General features: G+C 48.7%; 8 protein-coding genes. 5 read left to right on the plus strand and 3 right to left on the minus strand.

Annotated features, from left to right (window positions below; translation table 11 throughout):
* Positions 1 to 5: 5 nt before the first annotated feature.
* On the plus strand, positions 6 to 1,724 hold the full coding sequence (locus F3I09_RS16310; protein ID WP_188133837.1) for a RagB/SusD family nutrient uptake outer membrane protein: 1,719 nt from the start codon (positions 6 to 8) through the stop codon (positions 1,722 to 1,724).
* Between the two features lie 33 nt (positions 1,725 to 1,757).
* On the plus strand, positions 1,758 to 3,281 hold the full coding sequence (locus F3I09_RS16315) for a glycoside hydrolase family 32 protein (protein ID WP_149696105.1): 1,524 nt from the start codon (positions 1,758 to 1,760) through the stop codon (positions 3,279 to 3,281).
* A gap of 683 nt (positions 3,282 to 3,964) precedes the next feature.
* Here F3I09_RS16315 and F3I09_RS16320 read toward each other — a convergent pair.
* Positions 3,965 to 8,017: a glycosyl hydrolase family 28-related protein gene (locus F3I09_RS16320; protein WP_149696106.1), complete on the minus strand. Its 4,053-nt coding sequence runs from the start codon at positions 8,015 to 8,017 to the stop codon at positions 3,965 to 3,967.
* A gap of 248 nt (positions 8,018 to 8,265) precedes the next feature.
* A complete protein-coding gene (locus tag F3I09_RS16325; RefSeq protein ID WP_149696107.1) occupies positions 8,266 to 9,177 on the minus strand; it encodes a glycosyltransferase in 912 nt (303 codons plus the stop codon).
* A gap of 540 nt (positions 9,178 to 9,717) precedes the next feature.
* On the opposite strand from F3I09_RS16325, the gene F3I09_RS16330 reads away from it, so the two are divergent.
* Entirely contained in the window at positions 9,718 to 12,105 is a 2,388-nt protein-coding gene (locus F3I09_RS16330) for an ABC transporter permease (protein ID WP_149696108.1), read from the plus strand.
* A 360-nt stretch (positions 12,106 to 12,465) separates the two neighbouring features.
* Entirely contained in the window at positions 12,466 to 13,377 is a 912-nt protein-coding gene (gene lepB, locus F3I09_RS16335) for a signal peptidase I (protein WP_149696109.1), read from the plus strand.
* 182 nt (positions 13,378 to 13,559) lie between these two features.
* Here the strand turns inward: lepB and F3I09_RS16340 are convergent, their stop codons facing one another.
* On the minus strand, positions 13,560 to 16,850 hold the full coding sequence (locus F3I09_RS16340; RefSeq protein ID WP_149696110.1) for a hypothetical protein: 3,291 nt from the start codon (positions 16,848 to 16,850) through the stop codon (positions 13,560 to 13,562).
* Positions 16,851 to 17,000: 150 nt separating this feature from the next.
* Between F3I09_RS16340 and F3I09_RS16345 the strand changes: the two genes are divergently transcribed.
* The gene (locus F3I09_RS16345) at positions 17,001 to 18,236 is read left to right on the plus strand and encodes an outer membrane protein assembly factor (RefSeq protein ID WP_223233262.1); all 1,236 of its coding nucleotides are present in this window, start codon (positions 17,001 to 17,003) and stop codon (positions 18,234 to 18,236) included.
* Positions 18,237 to 18,261: the final 25 nt, after the last annotated feature.

Below are 18,261 nucleotides of genomic sequence, written 5' to 3' on the forward strand. Positions count from 1 at the left end.
TTACCATGAAACGTTTTATATATCTGCTCACATGCTGTAGCCTGTTATTCGTCAGCTGCAGCAATTTCCTGGATCAGACGCCACAGGCGGTGGTGTCTGGCGATGATCTCAATACGCCTGAGAACGTAGATAAGATGGTAACTGCCGCTTATGCTGCGTTAGGCAATGACCACTATACTGCGCCCTATTCAAATATGTGGCCATATGGTAACCTGCGTAGCGGCGATGCTTATAAAGGTGGTGATGGTGCAGGCGATATCAGTGAATTCCATTTTTATGAAACCTTTGCTTTGAACAGGATAGACAATGGTCTTACGGATCTGCTGTGGTTCCGCCTGTATGTATGCATTGGTCGTACAAATGATGCATTGGCACGTCTGAATACCATCAGCGAAGACGCATTCCCTGAAAAGGTGGTGAGGCAGGCAGAAGTGCGGTTTCTCCGTGCGCATTATTATTTCCTGCTGAAGGTCCTTTTCAAGTATATGCCTTACATTGATGAAACAGTGGCGAAGGAAAATTATCCGGCCATTTCCAATAAAGCGCTGGGGAATGACGAACTATGGACGAAGATCGCAGATGATTTTCGTTTTGCAGCTGATAATCTGCCAGCCACACAGCCGCAGATCGGCAGGGTGAATAAATTTGCTGCAAAGGCATACCTGGCTAAAACTTTGCTGTATCAGGCTTACAAGCAGGACGAGAACAATACAGTAACCGGAGTCGATGCAGCTACTTTACAACAAGTGAATGCATTGTGTGATGAGGTGATCAACTCAGGACATTATCAGCTGAATAGTGACTTTGCGAATAACTTTAAATCTGCCACCGAGAATAGCACGGAATCAGTCTTTGCTATCCAGTATTCAAGAGAAGATGGAACACCGAAAGGCAGACTGGATTATGGTCATGCGCTGAACTATCCGATGAATACAGATTACGGTTGCTGTGGTTTTCATTCTCCCAGTTATAACCTGGTCAATGCGTTTAAAACTGATGCTACCGGATTACCAATGTTCAATACCTTCAATGATAAGAACATCACCGGTGGCAGCGATTTTCAGACCAATACATTTGATCCGCGGCTGGACCATACAGTAGCCATACCCGGTCATCCTTACAAGTATGATCCCGGGTTTATCTACCAGCGTTCCTGGGCCCGTGCTCCGGATGTATATGGCAGTTATCTGAGTTTGAAGGAGGCGGTATTGCCTAATGATGCAGCGTTTCAGAAGATACCTCCTTTTATGTCGAGTTCCAAGAACTGGGATATCATCCGTTATGACGATGTACTGTTGTTTAAGGCGGAAGCGCTGGTAGAGCTGGGACGGCAGGATGAGGCACTGGCTCTGGTGAACAGCATCAGGACGAGAGCGGGCAACAGTACGGGGCTGCTGAGGCAGTCAGATGGTACCTTTACATCCAACTATAAAGTAGATGTATACAAACCGGGTATCAACTGCACCTGGTCGCAGGACTTCGCCAGACAGGCCGTACGTTGGGAGCGCAGGCTGGAGTTTGCCATGGAAGGGTACCGTTTTTTCGATCTCGTACGCTGGGGCATTGCGGCCGAATATCTGAATGCTTATTTTGCAGTGGAAAAAACACGGAGCCCGCATCTGGCAGATGCTGCGTTTATCAAGGGAAGGGATGAATATCTGCCGGTACCATTGAATCAAATGAACTATAGTAAAGGGTTATATAAACAAAATGCTGGTTGGTGATCTATACTGGCCCATTAAAACATTGTCCATTTTATGAATAAGCAACTATTTACTTTCTGGCTGATATGCCTGTTACCATTCACTTTGCTGGCCCAGCAACAGGCGGTTCCCACTCCGCAGTGGCGTCCTGTGTATCATTTCACTCCGGCGAAGAACTGGACGAACGATCCTAACGGGTTGATCTACCTGGATGGGGTGTATCATCTCTATTACCAGCACAACCCTTATGCAAACGTATGGGGACATATGAGCTGGGGGCATGCTACCAGTACGGATCTGCTGAACTGGAAACATTTGCCTATAGCAATTCCGGAGATAGAAACAAAAGACACTACTACCTGGATTTTCTCCGGTTGCGCCGTGCTGGATAAAAACAATACCAGTGGTTTTGGCAGCAATGGCAAAGCGCCGCTGGTGGCTATCTATACGGCAGATCAACCTAAACAGCAGAAGGAGTCACAGTTTGTGGCGTTCAGTAATGACGGTGGTCTGACCTTCACCAATTATGCGGGCAATCCGGTAGTGGATATTCATAAAAAGGATTTCCGTGATCCCAGTGTGATATGGATGGAGGAGCAGCAGCAATGGGTGATGACAGTAGCGGTTCCGCAGGAGCATAAGCTACAGTTCTACAGTTCAAAAGATCTCAGGAAATGGGACTTGCTAAGTGAATTCGGCGACCAGGGTGATACCCGTAAGATCTGGGAATGCCCGTCTTTGACGCCGCTGTACGTGGATGGCGACCCTTCAAAGAAGAAATGGCTGATCATGATCTCATCCGGTAACCAGGATGCGGCTACGGGTATGCAGTATTTCACGGGTGATTTTGACGGGAAGACGTTTAAGAATGATAATCCGGCGGAACACCAGCAGTTCGTGGATTATGGCAGGACATTCTATGCTGCTATTCCTTATAATAATCTGCCGGACGGAAAGCATACCATGCTGGGCTGGTTGATGCCTTTCGAGACGCAGACCTATCCATGGCGCGGGCAGATGTCCATTGCAAGGGACCTGCTGCTGAAATCAACGCCGGAAGGCGTGTGTTTATATCAACAGCCTGCATCGGTGTTGAATGCCTCGCTGGAGAAGTTGCCGGCGTCTAAGAAGCTGGTAAAACAGGGGGTGGAGATTGATAGTAAAGAGGTGTCATTTAGCAGGGGGAAACAGTTCAATACAAATACCAACTGGATAGATGTTACGTTTACGCCTGGCACAGGAGAGGAATTTGGGCTTAAAATAGCGCAGGACGGTATGCTTAAGGAGGAAACTGTCATTGGGTATAATAAGGCCCGTAATGAGCTTTATATTGCGAATGTGAAAGGTGGGAAGGTAGCGCAGACGGATAAACTGAGCGTGAAGCCATCTGAGGGGAAGATCAGGTTGCAGGTGCTGTTCGACAAGTCTTCTGTGGAGGTATTCGTGAATGGTGGCGAGCGGGTATTGACGACCCTGGTATTCCCTGGTGAAAAAGCTACCGGATGGGGGGTGTTTTCTAAAGGGGGAAAGGTGATGGTGGATACGTTGAAAGTGTGGGATTTAGATAATTTACGCTAAGTAGTTCCGGTTTCAGTATGGGATGTCGGTCGGCGCCTCTCTGGAAGGCTATAGGGCCTTGTCAGGCGAATAGGGATTTGAATACGGATTGAACAGCGAATCTCTATCGAATGAACGGCCCCTGGTATCTGTATAGTATGTATTCGGTACTACAAGTGTACGAGTAGCTTTAACTTACGTTCAACTTACGTTCTGAACGTAAGTTAAAGCTACTCGTACTATAGTGTTACACTGTTGATACCGGAAAGACCTTTGTCACAGGTCCAACCCAAAGCCATGGTAAAGGCATGGATAAAGCATGGGATTGCAGGCCATTTTTGACCCACCTAACGGAGCGCATCCGGATCTCATATTTCCTGTACATGACCAGCATACAAGTTGCATATGATTAGGATATTCCTCCGTCTTTCCTCCGTTTTTCCTCCGTTTTTTAACGGAAGAAGAACGGAGGAATATCCTGGTCATATGCAACTTACATGCTGGTTTGATGTAAGCTTAAGCGATCAAAGCGGCAAAAATCCTCAGTTTGCACAAGAGCCTGCCCTGAATGCTCAACCTCACGTTTTTGCATTTTGTCCTCACATTTTTGCAGTTTGAACACACGATTTTGCGTCCTGTATACATTGTTTCAAACCGCCTTGAATTCTTTCCTGATATTGCCTTGTAGCGATAGAAAAGTGCCCTTACTGAACGATGATCTTCTTCACTTCACGGTAGCCTTTCTGATCGATCACTTCCAGCATGTAATAACCAGCGGGCAAAGCGTTCTGCAATGACAGGGGATAGGTGCCGGTCGCTTTGTCAACATTGATAGCTGTGGTGAATACAGGCTGGTGCAGTGAGTTGAACAGTACAACACGGTATTTACCTGCTGTATGGTTCACCAGTTGAAGGTTCAGCTGATTACCGGTTACCGGGTTAGGATAAGCGACGATTTCAGCGGTATTGTCAACCAGTTTAGCTACGCTTGCTGTACCGCTAAGGGTCAGTGTGAGGTAGTCAACATTGAAACCGTCTGTCTCCACCACGATGCGCAGTGTTTTAATACCAGTGGTGAGGGCCGGTGTAGTGGCAGTCAGTGTCTGGTATGTTTGCCAGCCGCCGGTGTTAGGGATGTTGATGGTACCTGAGATATTCACGCCATCCAGTTCTACATGTAAGCGTCTGCTGCCGTAAGGAGATGCAATACGGGCCTGGAGTGTGTAGGAACCGGGTGTGGTGATGTTCACCGTATAGTTCAGCCATTCGCCGGCAGCGGTATAACCTACATCGTAGCCGCCGTCGCCACAGGCTTCCACGTCAACGCCTTCGGATCTGTATAAGCCGCCGCTGTTTGCAGGGTCTGCGTCTGAGTAAGCGATACCTTGTCCGCCGTTGTCGAAGTTCTCAGCCTCGATCCTGCCAGGGATGGCAGCAGGTGTGCCGCCATAGGCGTTGTTAGGCGCTTTCACGGTGTCGATGCAGCTGGCAGTTTTATTACCATCTACGGTGGTGACAGTGATCGTAACGATGCCCGGTGCTATGGCGGTTACTTTACCGCTGGTATCGACAGTAGCGATACTCGGATTGGTGGATGACCAGGTCTTTGCTTTGTTGGTAGCATTGGCAGGCAGGACGGTGGCTGTTAACTGTTGTGTGCTGCCTATACTGAGATTGCCGGAACCCGGTGTTACACTTACGCTGGCAACGTTCACCCGGCCAAATACGTAGAACTCATGGATGGACCAGTAGTTGCCCTTAGAGCCTGTCTGTACGATACGGATGTAGCGGCCCACTTTTTCAGGGAAGGTGATGAGTGTCATACCCTGAGGACCAGTACCTGATGCAATAGGACTGCCCCAGTTGACGCCATCGTTGGAGATGTAAGCGCTGTAACCGGCGGGAGAGTCGGAGGGACTGTCGGTAGCATCGAGTACAATTCTGTTGATGGTATTGACTGTTTTCATGTCTACGGTGAAGGTTTGTCCGTTCACCTGGCTGCCCTGTGTATCCCAGCGGGTTACAGCGTTGCTGTCCAGCGCATTCTTTGCGTTATTGGTATTGACAGAAGCAGAAGCCGTCCAGCCCTGTCTGTCCATGGCGCCAGCTACAGAAACAGACCAGATATTACCCAGGTTGTTCTTCCATAAAGCGGCTTTGTAAGCGTCGATATTGGAGCTGTCTACGATGGAAGACTGTGCGGAGAATTTAGCTTCTGCACCGGCGTTCAGCAAGGTGCCTACCGGCCAGATAGTGGAGTTATGCAGACTCAGTGAACCACTACGAATGACACCCCAGTTCTGGAAGCCGGGTTCTGCGAAGTTGGCGGTCTGCATATTAACAGCGCCTCCGGCAGATACGATAGACCTGGCAGGATTACCCCAGTAGTCGGAGTTATACAGGTTGATCTGACCGGTGAAAGTATTGGTGGTATTGAGGTAGCTGGTAGAGGTATCCTGGTTGTTGTTCAGGGCTACTATCTGGCTGTTGATGAAATCAAATCCGCCTGCGCCTAACTTCTCAAAGCTGATCGCGTTTTTAGTGCCATCCAGTCCGAGGCCCATACTGATGCCTGAAGCGCCGCTGCCTTCATTGGCGAGGATCAGGCCATGGTGTGCACCGTATACGAAATCGTTGTAGAGGATCTCATTCTGTGCATTGCCCAGGATGATAAAATCCATGTTGTTCAGCTGATAAGAGTAGATGGCAGAATTATCGCCCTGTGGTGAGTTGGGCCAGCTGCCGAATTTTGATTCGGCTCCTGCTGCGTACGCGATGGTGTTGAACTGGGTGTTGGAGATTTGTCCGCCGCTGGTACCACCACCTACTTTGATCGCATTGTGGAATACGTGTCCGGCCAGCCAGTCAACATAGTGATTGTTACACTGGTAGGTGAACATATCTATACCATTGTACACAGCGCGGAGGCCGATATTAACGATATAAACATCGCTGCCTGTTACCTGTATGGTGTAGGGATAGGCAGGGAAATTAGGTGCGAGAGAAGCCATCTGTTCCGGGTAGTTGATGGTAAGGCCCTGTAGTCCGCTACCGGCAGATAATTTGATGAAAGGCGTGCCGTTAGGATTGCCTTTATCAGCATATGGTTCCAGTACGCTGCCTGGTCCGGTAGGCGTGGTGCTGTTGTCGGCAGCTCCTTTGAGTTCTACGTTGGCAGGTACTGTGAGGTGGCCGGTCACTTTATATTTTCCGGGAGGAAGGAATACGATACCGCCACCGTCTGTACCGGCTTTAGTGAGTGCATTCTGGATAGCGGTGGTATTGTCGGTCACGCCATCAGGTTTGGCATTGAAAGGCGCTGCTGTAGCGAGGTACAGCACCTGACGGGATGGCTTGTGTGTAGTTTGTGTGATGATAGGATAAGGAGGCAGTTTCTTCAGTGTCAATGGCGTATGGTCAATGGCATTGGTGTAGAGTGAGTTGTTCTCAATGCTTACTCCATTTTTGAAACGGTTGCCGGTGACGATACCTCTTGCATTAGCGCCCAGTACTATCTGCGGAGCTTTGTTATTGAAGTCGCAATCGGACGCAGCGAAAGTGCCGCCGCCGATGTTCACGTTACCGCCGGTAATGGTACACTGTTGCAGCATGATCCTGGCCACGCAGGTGGGATCAGCGGTAATGGCGTCAACAGATCCACCGAAAGTACAGGTATGCAGCTGTAAGGCGCCATTGGTGGAGGACCCACCGCCAATAGCGAGACCGGTAGCGCAGTTGATCGTCGTGCAACGGGCGAACATGATACCTACATTGCTCACTACTTCGGCATAGATACCGGTTTTACAATTGGTAAAGGTCATGGCGTAGTTCTGTCCGTTAGGGACGGCTGGCGCACTGGGAATAGAGGTCACCGCATGGAAGCCGATAGCATAACCTTCGATATCCACGAATGCAGTGTACGACCAGTCGTTCCTGCGCATTACGATACCGGTACCATTCTGGTAGATCCAGTTAGCGTAGGAACCACCTGCGGCAGGGGCATTGGGCAGTCCCGAGCCAGCCCAGTAAGCGGGAGAGAGGTTGATGTTCTCTATCCTTCCCACGTCAACGATATTGTCTATCTCTACACCTCTGGACAAGGGCGTACCATATACGCCGTTGATCACAGGACAGGTGCCGCCGTTCGTTCTTGAGAAGACGATACCGGTATAGGCGTTGACGAATGTGACGTTCCTGGCATTGCAGAATTCATTACCAAAGTAATTGGGCGCTCCGAATACGATGGCCGGCGGATAGGGTGTGATATTATCCGGCAGTTGTTCCGGATACCAGATGGCCAGGTCGCGCACCGCAGCAGAGGTCTGCATGGTAATGAAAGGTGTTGCATTTTCATCGCCACGGCCGGCATAAGCCATCAGGATAGTACCGTTGATAGGCTGGCCTTTTGTGGGTTTCTGCCATTCACCGCGCAGGGTGATACCTTTAGGTATGAGCAGGGTACCACGGATCAGATATTTGCCGGCAGGCACATACAAAGTTCCTCCGCCTAAAGCGCCTAAAGCGTTGAGACGGTCCTGGAAGATGTTGGTAACATCTGTCACACCATCGCCGGTGGCGCCGTAATCGGCAACGGAGTAGGTAATGACAAATGCGTCTGTAGTTGGGTATGCTGGTTGGGCTAATCTCCAGTTCTGGGAGAAAGCGGGCGTACCGGTCATACCTGTCATGATAATGGAGAGGACAACGGCGAAGAGAAAGGTCATTCTCCTGCGTGTCGTGGCACGGGTTGTGTTCATATGGTTTTTGTTTAAGGGAATTGGATTGCAAGGTTTTTCGATAGGTACAACAGATGGGTGCTGTACAGTAAAATGGTTTTCTAAAGGATACTTTGTAATGGATCAAACAGTACCAGATTTTCGCATTTCAGGTGGCTGTTTTATGGTGCGAAGATAATGGATAAAATCGAAATAGATCGATATGGTGTAAAGCAACAGCGTCCACTACCCGATCGGATAGTGGACGCCGTTGCTTTGTTGTGTTAAAGTTATTTAGCCTGGGCTGGAACAGGAACTTTTGCTCCGCGGAATCTTTTCAGAAACTGCTTGGCCAGCGATCTTCTGATCTTCCAGGTACGGTGTAATTTCGCAAATGTGAAGTTCTTGTATTTGGCATCCCAGAAGTTGGTATCGTAGGCTGCCCAGATAGTATGTCCGGAGTGGATCGTCTTTCCGAGGAGGTCCCATGGTTTTGGCGCTCCTGCGAAATGGAAGATCACATTGTCTGTTTGTTCCGGTGGCGTTTGTTCCGGTGTCCAGATATTGTTAAAGCGGCCTTCGAAGTAGTGAAATTTACCGGCACAGAGACCGTTAAGGATGGTCTGGTCGTGTGATGGAAATTCCTGTGGATATTGTTCGAAAAGTTGCTCTATGCTCTGATCGATATTTCGTTCTTTCCAGGCCTTCAGATTGAACAACAGTACGCCTGCATTGAAGCAGCGCTGTTCTCCGTCAACGCCTAATTTTTCTATCAGGAATTTTCCGTCTAATGCATTCTTGAACGGTCCTCTTGGCGCGGCGGCCAGGAAGTGATCGTTAAATTTGATATCCTGTAGTGAGAGGATGTCGAGCAGAATAAGCAGATCGGCGTCGAGGTAAAGTGCGTAGTCTGCGTTGATCACTTCAGGTATGAGGAACTTGCCGTATGTGGTCCAGTTGCCATGCAGGGAGTTGAGATGACCGAATCTTTCAGGGGCATCGAAGTCATGAAATTCCGTATTACCGCGGTATTCTTCTTCCTGCAGCAAGCGTAGGATATTATTTTTATGCTTTGAGGTAACATCTGAACAGATAAAGTGAAGTGTCAACTTTTCTGTGTCCCCGCAGTTTCTCACGAGAGAGGTGAGTGTAGTACCCAATCCTTCAAATGCGAGAAGGTCGATTACAAATGCAATATGCATATTGAATTAGGTTGTAAATGAATAAAGACGGTGATATATGGTATAGTATTATAATTGAATGTTTTATATACTACAGAAGTATATAGTTATAACAATACAAATATATGAATGAAATTTATAATTCCTATATTTTGGGGGATTTTTGTTGAGGACGGTGGTGTTGGGGGGATTGGACGTCATGCGGTTCGGTTTGAGGTGGGATCACTGGCTGTAGTTCTTTGAAGTTCCTTGCTATGCGGCGGTGTTTGGCGGATGGGCTGTGGGAATGATATTAAACTCCTGGTGGGGCGTGTCAGCGTACTTCAAATAACAAAGGCCAGTGATCTCCTCCTCAAACCGTCCGCCGTTATTGTCGTCCAATTTGGGGGAAGAGATAAGAGGGGGCTGCCGTATGCGAGGGGGAATAATCCGGGAATGGACATTATAGTGTTACGAAACCGGACAACATAAGGGTGTTTTGATGGTATAAGTAGTTGATAGTCATGGTTGGAAGTAATTGGCATACTTTCGGTGCGCTGAGATGCTACAACCCATACCATTATGATCAGGAACTATTTCAGAATTGCCTGGCGCAATCTTTTGAAGAGCAAGGGGTATTCCCTTATTAATATTGGCGGACTGGCGATGGGCATGGCGGTGGCTATGCTGATCGGTTTGTGGATCTGGGACGAACTTTCCTTTGATAAGTATAACAGGCATTATGACCGTATTGCCCAGTTGATGCAGACGCAGGATTTTGGCGGGCAGATAGATACCTGGCGGACCATGCCCTATCCTGTGGGGGATGAGCTGCGGGAAAGGTATGGGAGTGATTTTAAGCAGGTAGTGATGTCTTCCTGGGATTTTTATAAGGTACTTTCTGTTGGCGATAAGAAGCTGCGTAAGATAGGGAAGTTCATGGAGCCTAATGGGCCGGCATTGATGGATATTAAGATGTTGCGCGGTTCACGGGATGCGTTGAAAGATCCTTCTTCTATTTTGTTATCTGCATCTACTGCTGCTGCCTATTTTGGGAATGAAGATCCCTTGGATAAGGCCATACGGCTGGATAACAAGGAGAACCTGATCGTAAAAGGCATATACGAAGACCTGCCATATAATTCCAGCTTTAATGATATCGGTTTTATCGCTCCCTGGAGTGTCTATATCAAGAATGATCTTCCGGGGCTGAAAGATAATAAAGATATCTGGGGCTTTAATGCTTTCCTGGTATATGTGGAGCTGGCGGATAATGTAAGTGTGGCCAGTGCGTCAGCGAAGATCGCACGGTTGAGAGAGGAGCATCTCAGTGAAGAGGATAAGCGTTTTAAGCCGGTTGTTTTCCTGCATCCGATGAGCAATTGGCATTTGCATGAGGAATTTAAAAATGGGGTGAATGCGGGTGGTCGTATACAGTTTGTATGGTTATTCGGCGTCATTGGGTTGTTTGTACTATTGTTAGCTTGTATTAATTTCATGAACCTGAGCACTGCACGTTCAGAGAAGCGTGCACGGGAAGTAGGGATCCGTAAGGCTATCGGCTCGCTGCGTACGCAGCTGATAGGTCAGTTCTTCAGTGAGTCTCTGTTGGTAGTGGCGTTGGCGTTTATATTGTGTATCGTTATCACACAGTTGGCGCTGCCTTTTTTTAACAATGTGGCTGATAAGAAGATGTCTATCCTTTGGACTAATCCTATCTTCTGGTTAACGGGTATCGTTGTTACGCTGTTAACAGGACTGGTGGCTGGTAGCTATCCGGCCTTCTACCTTTCATCTTTTCAACCTGTCAAAGTATTAAAGGGGACCTTTCGTGTTGGACGTAATGCGGCTTTGCCCCGCAGGATACTGGTGGTGATGCAATTCACCGTTTCGCTGGTACTGATCATCGGTACTATCACCGTATTCAGGCAGGTGCAGTTTGCCAGGACGCGACCGGTGGGGTATTCCCGTGAGGGACTGATATCTATGGAGCTGAATGTACCGGATATTCATGAGCACTTTAATGCGGTACGCAGTGAGTTGATAAATAGTCGGGCGATTGTTGAGATGTCAGAGGCGAGCGCTCCTACGACTACCATATGGCAGACGAATGGGGATATTTCCTGGAAAGGCAAAGATCCTAATCTGGCGATAGATATGCCGAATGTTACCGTGTCGTCCGAATATGGTAAGGCAGTGGGCTGGCAGTTCAAAGCAGGGAGGGATTTTGCTACGAACTTTGCGTCAGATTCCGCTGCATTTGTGGTGAATGAAGCGGCGGTGAAGTTCATGGGGCTGAAAGATCCTGTGGGAGAGATTTTGCAATGGGGAAATCGCTCGTTCACCATCATCGGTGTCGTTAAAGATATGATCATGGAATCACCTTATCAGCCGGTACGGCCGGCGGTTTTTCATATGAACAGGGATAACCTGGGGATTATGCTTATCCGTATTAACCCTGCACTGGATGCACAGACAGCATTGGCAAAGATCGAGGCGGTGTTTAAGAAGTATAGTCCTGAACAACCGTTTGACTACCGGTTCGTAGATGTTGAGTATGCGAAGAAATTCGGGACGGAAGTGCGGGTAGGGAAGCTGACGGGGTTCTTTTCGCTGCTGGCGATCTTTATTAGCTGTCTTGGATTGTTTGGAATGGCGTCGTTTATGGCGGAGCGGCGGACGAAGGAGATCGGTGTGCGAAAAGTATTAGGGGCGTCAGTGTTTAACCTGTGGACGATGTTGTCGAAGGATTTTGTAATGTTAGTGGCGGTGGCGTTTTTGATTGCGATGCCAATGGCGTATTATTTTATGCGTGAGTGGTTACAGAATTATCAATATAGATCGGAAATATCGTGGTGGATTTTTGCAGTGGCGGGGTTAGGGATATTGGTGGTTACGCTGGTGACAGTTAGTTTTCAGAGCGTGAGGGCAGCGTTGATGAATCCGGTCAGGAGTCTTAAGGCCGAATAAGCTTTTTGTTTTTTGAAGAGCCGCGTCTTTGGATGCGGCTTTTTTTGTTGGATGTGGTGAGGGGAGTGATCTCCACCTCAAACCGTCCGCCGTTATTGTCGTCCAATTGGAGGAAAAGGTAAGATGGGACGACCATATGCAAAGGCGACTTTGTGAGGTATATGTCGGCTTAGTGTAAGTTTTATACAGAACACATAGTAGTGAAAAACCAATGTAGATAGATGTAGATAAATAAGTGGCTTGATAAGATGAACTAATGAAAGAAAAAGGCATTAGAGAAATAATCATCTTGTTGTGTAAATCGCATAATGTATTTAACTTAGACAAAGAACATTCCCTTTACCTTTTGACTTTAATCCAATGGATAATACGCTTCACACAAAACCTGTACAGGAAATCCCGGTTGTAAAACCAAGAAATCCCTGGATAGCGTTACTATTTTCTCTTTTTACACCAGGTGTAGGACAGCTTTATAACGGCCAATGGAAGAAGGGCCTACTGATCTTCCTGATAATACTAGCCTTCCCGGTGGTATTTGGCATTACGCGGTGGATCACATTTTTTTCCGGGTTTATAATATGTGTACTGGGCCAACTCCTGATCTACCTGTACAATATAATCGATGCCGTTATAAGTGCAAGACGGCAGGCATTATATTCACTTAAGCCGTACAATACCTGGTTTTTTTATGTCGGAGCTGTTGCGGTTGTAATAGCTGTACGTTCTATATTTGACCTACAGTCATTAGGCGTTATCAATTTCGTAGTACCTACGGCTTCCAGCGAACCTAATGTTAAAATCGGCGACAGATTAATAATCGACATGAGAGCATATAAAAGAGAACCTGCGAACTATGGAGATCTGGCTGTATTTAAGCGGCAAGGGATATACCGCATTTACCGGGTTGTAGGATTGCCAGGAGATCGATTGGAAATAACTGGAGGGAAAATTATTATCAACGGCGTACCTGCAAAAACGAAGATGATCGCTGAGCGGATTATAGAAAATGGCAAGCAGGTGCAGGAATATGAGGAGGTATTGCCGGCGGGGCATAGACATCATATTTATCTTACCCCTGCTATGCGCAATGTGGATAAGGATAATTTCAAAGTGACCGTTCCTGCGGATGCCTACTTCCTGGTAGGCGATAACCGCGATCAAGCACTAGATTGCCGTTACGAAGATGCGGTTGCCAAAGATTCATTGGCAGGCAAAGTAGTGTTTTCTTACTGGGGTAATACGCAGGACAGGATAAACGTAGACCTCAGGTAATTTCATGCTGAACATACTTAGCAGTTTCTTCTCCCGGCACAAGAATGTTGCCATTCCTGTAAACTATTGTGTATGGCTCTGTTGTGCACTTTTGAGCGGCAAGCATCTGTCCGGATTTGGACAATCTTTGTCGGGAAGCGAACAGTAAAGTACTGTTAATACCCACAATACAAGCATCGTCTTTACTTCTTCCGGAACTGAAATGTTCCCCACAGATCGGGTGACAACATTGCTTCAGAAGGAACATCGGCAGTGATGCCGGTGGCTTTGTTGCTCCAATAAAGACGGGAGGTAGTCTCGCCGTCATTACCCCGTAAAATGCCTATATCTCCTTTAATTTTAAGTCCGTCGGCAGGTTGGATGTCCAATGCCGACAAAGGTATGGAAAGCTCGTAATTGCCCTCAGAAGTGGCAAACTGGAGCTGGCTGGTGAGATTGTCGACCCTGTCGAAGGTGATGGTCCTGGACGGAGAAGAGAACGGCACTTTATCTTCTGAGCGGGTACCCGGTACTACGGCGCGGTAGAGTAATGCCTGTGGTTTGCCGTTGATGACGCTGATCAGCAGGCGGCAGTCGCCAGCGATGGGTGTACGCCGATTGGGATCGGCTTTGGTATTGGCACTGCCAATCATAATGTCAAGCGCTCCACCGGTTTTGAAAGGCGCCTGGGGCATTTCACCGGAGTTGTCTGCCAGGTGCGGATTGCCGGTACGGAAGGCCGCGTACAATCTTCCACCGGAAACGGCCAGTGCGCCGCTAACATCGTAAGGTTGCGCGCTGGAGTTGAAGTATCCTTTTACCCCTCTCTTGTCGATGTCTGCCCAGGAGGCGGATGACCAGTCATTTAGTTTACCGTCTATGGCAGGCTTTTGAGAGAGGATGTTGACCTGTAAGGTTTTGGGACCTGTTGCCAGTTGACGGGCGGCCTGTGTTGAGGCTATCGCGGCAAGACTTCTGTTGAGTGAGGACTGGTTTACGGTGATGGTCATGTCGGGCAGCCGGCTGATGTTGTCCATACCGTCCAGTCTTACGATGGCGCTGCGTGCGCCGTCCACCAGGTAAACCTTGCCATCGGGGGTAGCGGTGATGCTGGGCCAGAAATTCTCTTCACCCAGGGTGATACTGTCCAGCGGCATATTCCTTTGTGCAGAAGGCATACGCCAGATCCTGCCGCTTCTCATATTCTGGAAGAGGGATGCTACGAAGAGACCATCCGCAGTAAAAATATAGACATTCCCGTGATTGCCATTGATGGCCCATAGGGGGCCTACGTCTGTGCCTTTGACATTGAAGAAACCTCCAAGCAGGCGGGTGGTGCCTGTGAGCTGTCCCGCCAGATCTGCAACAGGTGCATTGTGAGATGCATGCAGTCCGGGCCAGAGATCGGGGTAACTCCATACAGGTGTTCCGTTCTTTGTACCGCTGACAGAGAGCGGGGAGAATGGTTGCATGCCTAAAGTGAGCACACTCCATCCATCGGGGCCTTCAAGTAACTGATCGCCACCTGAGGAAGCAGGGGATTGTACATCTTGTGCGAGTACTTTTCCTTTGGTAATGTCGTATAGTGGTACGCCGCGGCTGGTGGCGCCGGTAACGGCGAAACGGACGGCTTTATCGTTGATCCTGGCGATACAGAAGGACAGGTCGGGCATGATGGTGACACCGCCTGTTTTGCCCAGCTGGTATTTTACTTCGCCGGGTTGTACGCGGCCGTCACCGTTCTGGTCCTGCCACATGAAGAATGCCTGGCTGGAGCCTCCTTTGGCATTGAGGTTAACGCCTTGGGGCCATGAGGACCTGAAAGCGTCTCCCTGCAGGAGGTCCCATTGTGAAGCTTGTCCCATGGCTGCAACAGGATATGCAATACCATCCCGCCTGATGAAGAGGACGGCGACAGGAGCGCCGCTGGTGGGATTGCTGTTGTAGCAGTTGGTGAAGTATTGTTGTCCGTTGTAATAGAGCGGTGTTTCCGGTGCTGCATTGCGATCTGGCAGTGGCAGGTCATTGGTCCCGGGGCGGTAGTAAACCTGTTTTAAGGTGGAGGTACCCGTCTGCCAGTTCAGGGAGAACTCCATCGCGCCATGGGCATCGTCAGCGTAATAGAAGCGGGACTTGTCCTGCGGATCGAGGGTGCCGCCGCCTCCGTATTTCGGAGGACCGTAATAAGCGTGCAGCAGTTTGCCATCCAGCGACCATACGCTGACCCTTTTGGGCAGGTAGTCGGCTTCTGTTACCCATAGTTGTTGTTGGGCGTCGATGGTGATACCGGCAGGATTGTTCATGTGCTGCGGATTATATGGGCCGGCAGCAGGAGTACCGGGAGTACCGATCTGCCGGAGGTATTTACCTGCTGGAGAGAATATTTTGACAGTGTGGCTTTTGCCACGATCGCTGATATAGATGTTGCCTGTTTTATCAAGCGTAAGCGCATAGGGCGCTTCCAGGCCATTGTCAATTAGTTTTTCCGGTTTGTTACTGCGGAGGGAGCCGGTAAAACGCAATAAATCATTTCCCGAAAGCAATAACAAACGTCCTGTTGCGTCATAGCACATACCTGCAGGCGCAGTGATCTGTATGCTGTCTGTTACTTTGGCCTGGTTTACATCGATGATCAGTATGCGGTTCCTGTCACGAAGGCTGATGAGCAGGATGCCATTGCTTACTGCCATGCCGGAGATGGCTTCCTGTACGTCATCCAAAGGGATGGCGCCCAGGGAATATTTGAGGATCTGTTTGACGTCGTAGTCGTTCTTTTTGTTGGCGCTTAGGGCATTGAGGCGGAGTTCTGCAATGCCGGACTGTTTGTTGGTTTCCCATGCGGAAGCCACATACAGATCGGTGCCGGGAATGGCTTTAGGGCCATTGTCTATTGCCATGAAGGGAGCGGCAGTCCAGACGCCGCCTACCCAGGTACGGCCTCCCCGTTTGCGGCCATTCATGTCTACCCAGGCCATGCCATCGGGGCCTTCGGTGATGTAACAACCTAAGAGCACTGCGGATTGTCCGGTAGGGGAAGCGCCTGCAGGGACAAATAAAGCCGCCTGCGGAGGTGTATGATTGGCCAGCCAGGCGCCGGTGTGATCTTCTGTTCTCCAGGGGGGAGTGCCCGTTGAATAAGTTGCCAGCTCATAGTGAGCGTTGATAGCACCTCTTACCAGTCCGCGGACCTTGTATTGTCCTGGCGTAACCATCTTGCCGGGAACGTTATAAACGCCATGTCTTGCAGCGTCAGCATCTCTTCCTAGATCATCGAGGCCATCCCATTGTACTGTGTTTTTACCGGCGGAAAACCATGTTTCAGCAACCAGATTGCGTACGCGTATTCCTGCACTGTTCTCAACAACCAGGGTAACGTAACCGGCTTGTTTTAAAGTGAATTGAATGGGTATGGCGGTGGGTGATTGTTGAGCGAAGATGTTGTACGTTACTGATAAAAGTAGTAGTGCAATAAACAGCAGGTGTTTCTTTGACATGGCTGGCATGGATTAGCATTATGGGTGTGTAGGGCAAAGATAATGCCGGGGAGTTGCAGATGCAATCCTTTTACTACAATCCTTTAGTGTAGCCGCCTGGCCGGTAGCCGGCTTATTTGCTGGCATAATATTTAGACTATACTAAGTATCATGTTAGAAAGATTATTGACGCTGATGAATAAAGTTACCCTGATAATAGTACTGTTTTTAGCCCTTCCCGGCTGCCTGATTGCTCAGCGCAGGGATGATGACCAGGATGAGGATACTGTACCCCGTAAGGACATAATAGACCTGTTTAAGGGAGCCATCCACTACAAACCGAAGCCGCCTCAAAAAGTGAGCAAGCGTAGCATATATTATTCATTGTTGCCGGTGCCATCCTCAGTGCCGGGAGGTGGTGTAATGCTGATCACCTCTACGAATGCGGCCTTTTACATGGGGCCGCGAAAGACAACCTACCTGTCAAACGTATCATTTACCCCGTCTTTTTCCTTCAAAGGACGCTTTTCCTTTGCCCTGCGGTCTAATATATGGCTGGAGGGCAATATGTACAATATGGCGGGGGATATGCGCTTTATTATCAATCCGCAGTACACCTGGGGGATGGGGAATGGCGTAACTGATGAGCAGAAGCAGTTACTGGGGAATAATTATTTCCGGTTTTATGAGACCTTTTACCGTAAGGTCATGCCTAAATGGCTGGCGGGACTGGGGTATCATATGGACTGGCATTCCAATATTGGCATCCGCGATAATGACAGCCTGCCACTGTCGAAGTTCGTGAGCTACAGGTATGGAACGGATGTGAACCAGACGGTGTCTTCAGGGATCTCTGTCAACCTGCTGAAGGATTCCAGGAAGAACTCCATTAACCCGCGGCCTGGGTATTATTTTAATGCGGTTTTCAGGATCAATCCCAAGTTCCTGGGTAGCAATGACAACTGGGAATCCCTGTACCTGGATTACAGGAGGTACATTCATTTCGGTGATGAAAGGGAGCAGAATGTACTGGCTTTATGGGGATTTTATTGGACAACGCTTAGTAATAAGACGCCTTACCTGGACCTGCCAAGTATTGGATGGGACCCGAATAACCGGAGCGGCAGGGGTATAGATCAGAACCGGTTCAGGGGAAAAGGACTGATAGACCTGGAGGTAGAGTACAGGAAGGACATTACCAAAAACGGGTTGCTGGGTTTTGTCGTATTTGCGAACGCGAATACTGTGACAAAGCCGGATAGCTACCGGTTTACAGGATTGCATCCTGCTACAGGGGCTGGTTTACGTATCAAGTTCAATAAAAAGTCAGGTACTAATATTGCGTTTGATTATGGCATTAGTAAGTATGGCAGCACGTTTAATATAAACCTGGGAGAAGCGTTCTAAACAGGGCTTTCGCTAATTTATAACT

The sequence above is a fragment of the Chitinophaga sp. CF418 genome, from assembly GCF_900142925.1.
Classification (GTDB): domain Bacteria; phylum Bacteroidota; class Bacteroidia; order Chitinophagales; family Chitinophagaceae; genus Chitinophaga.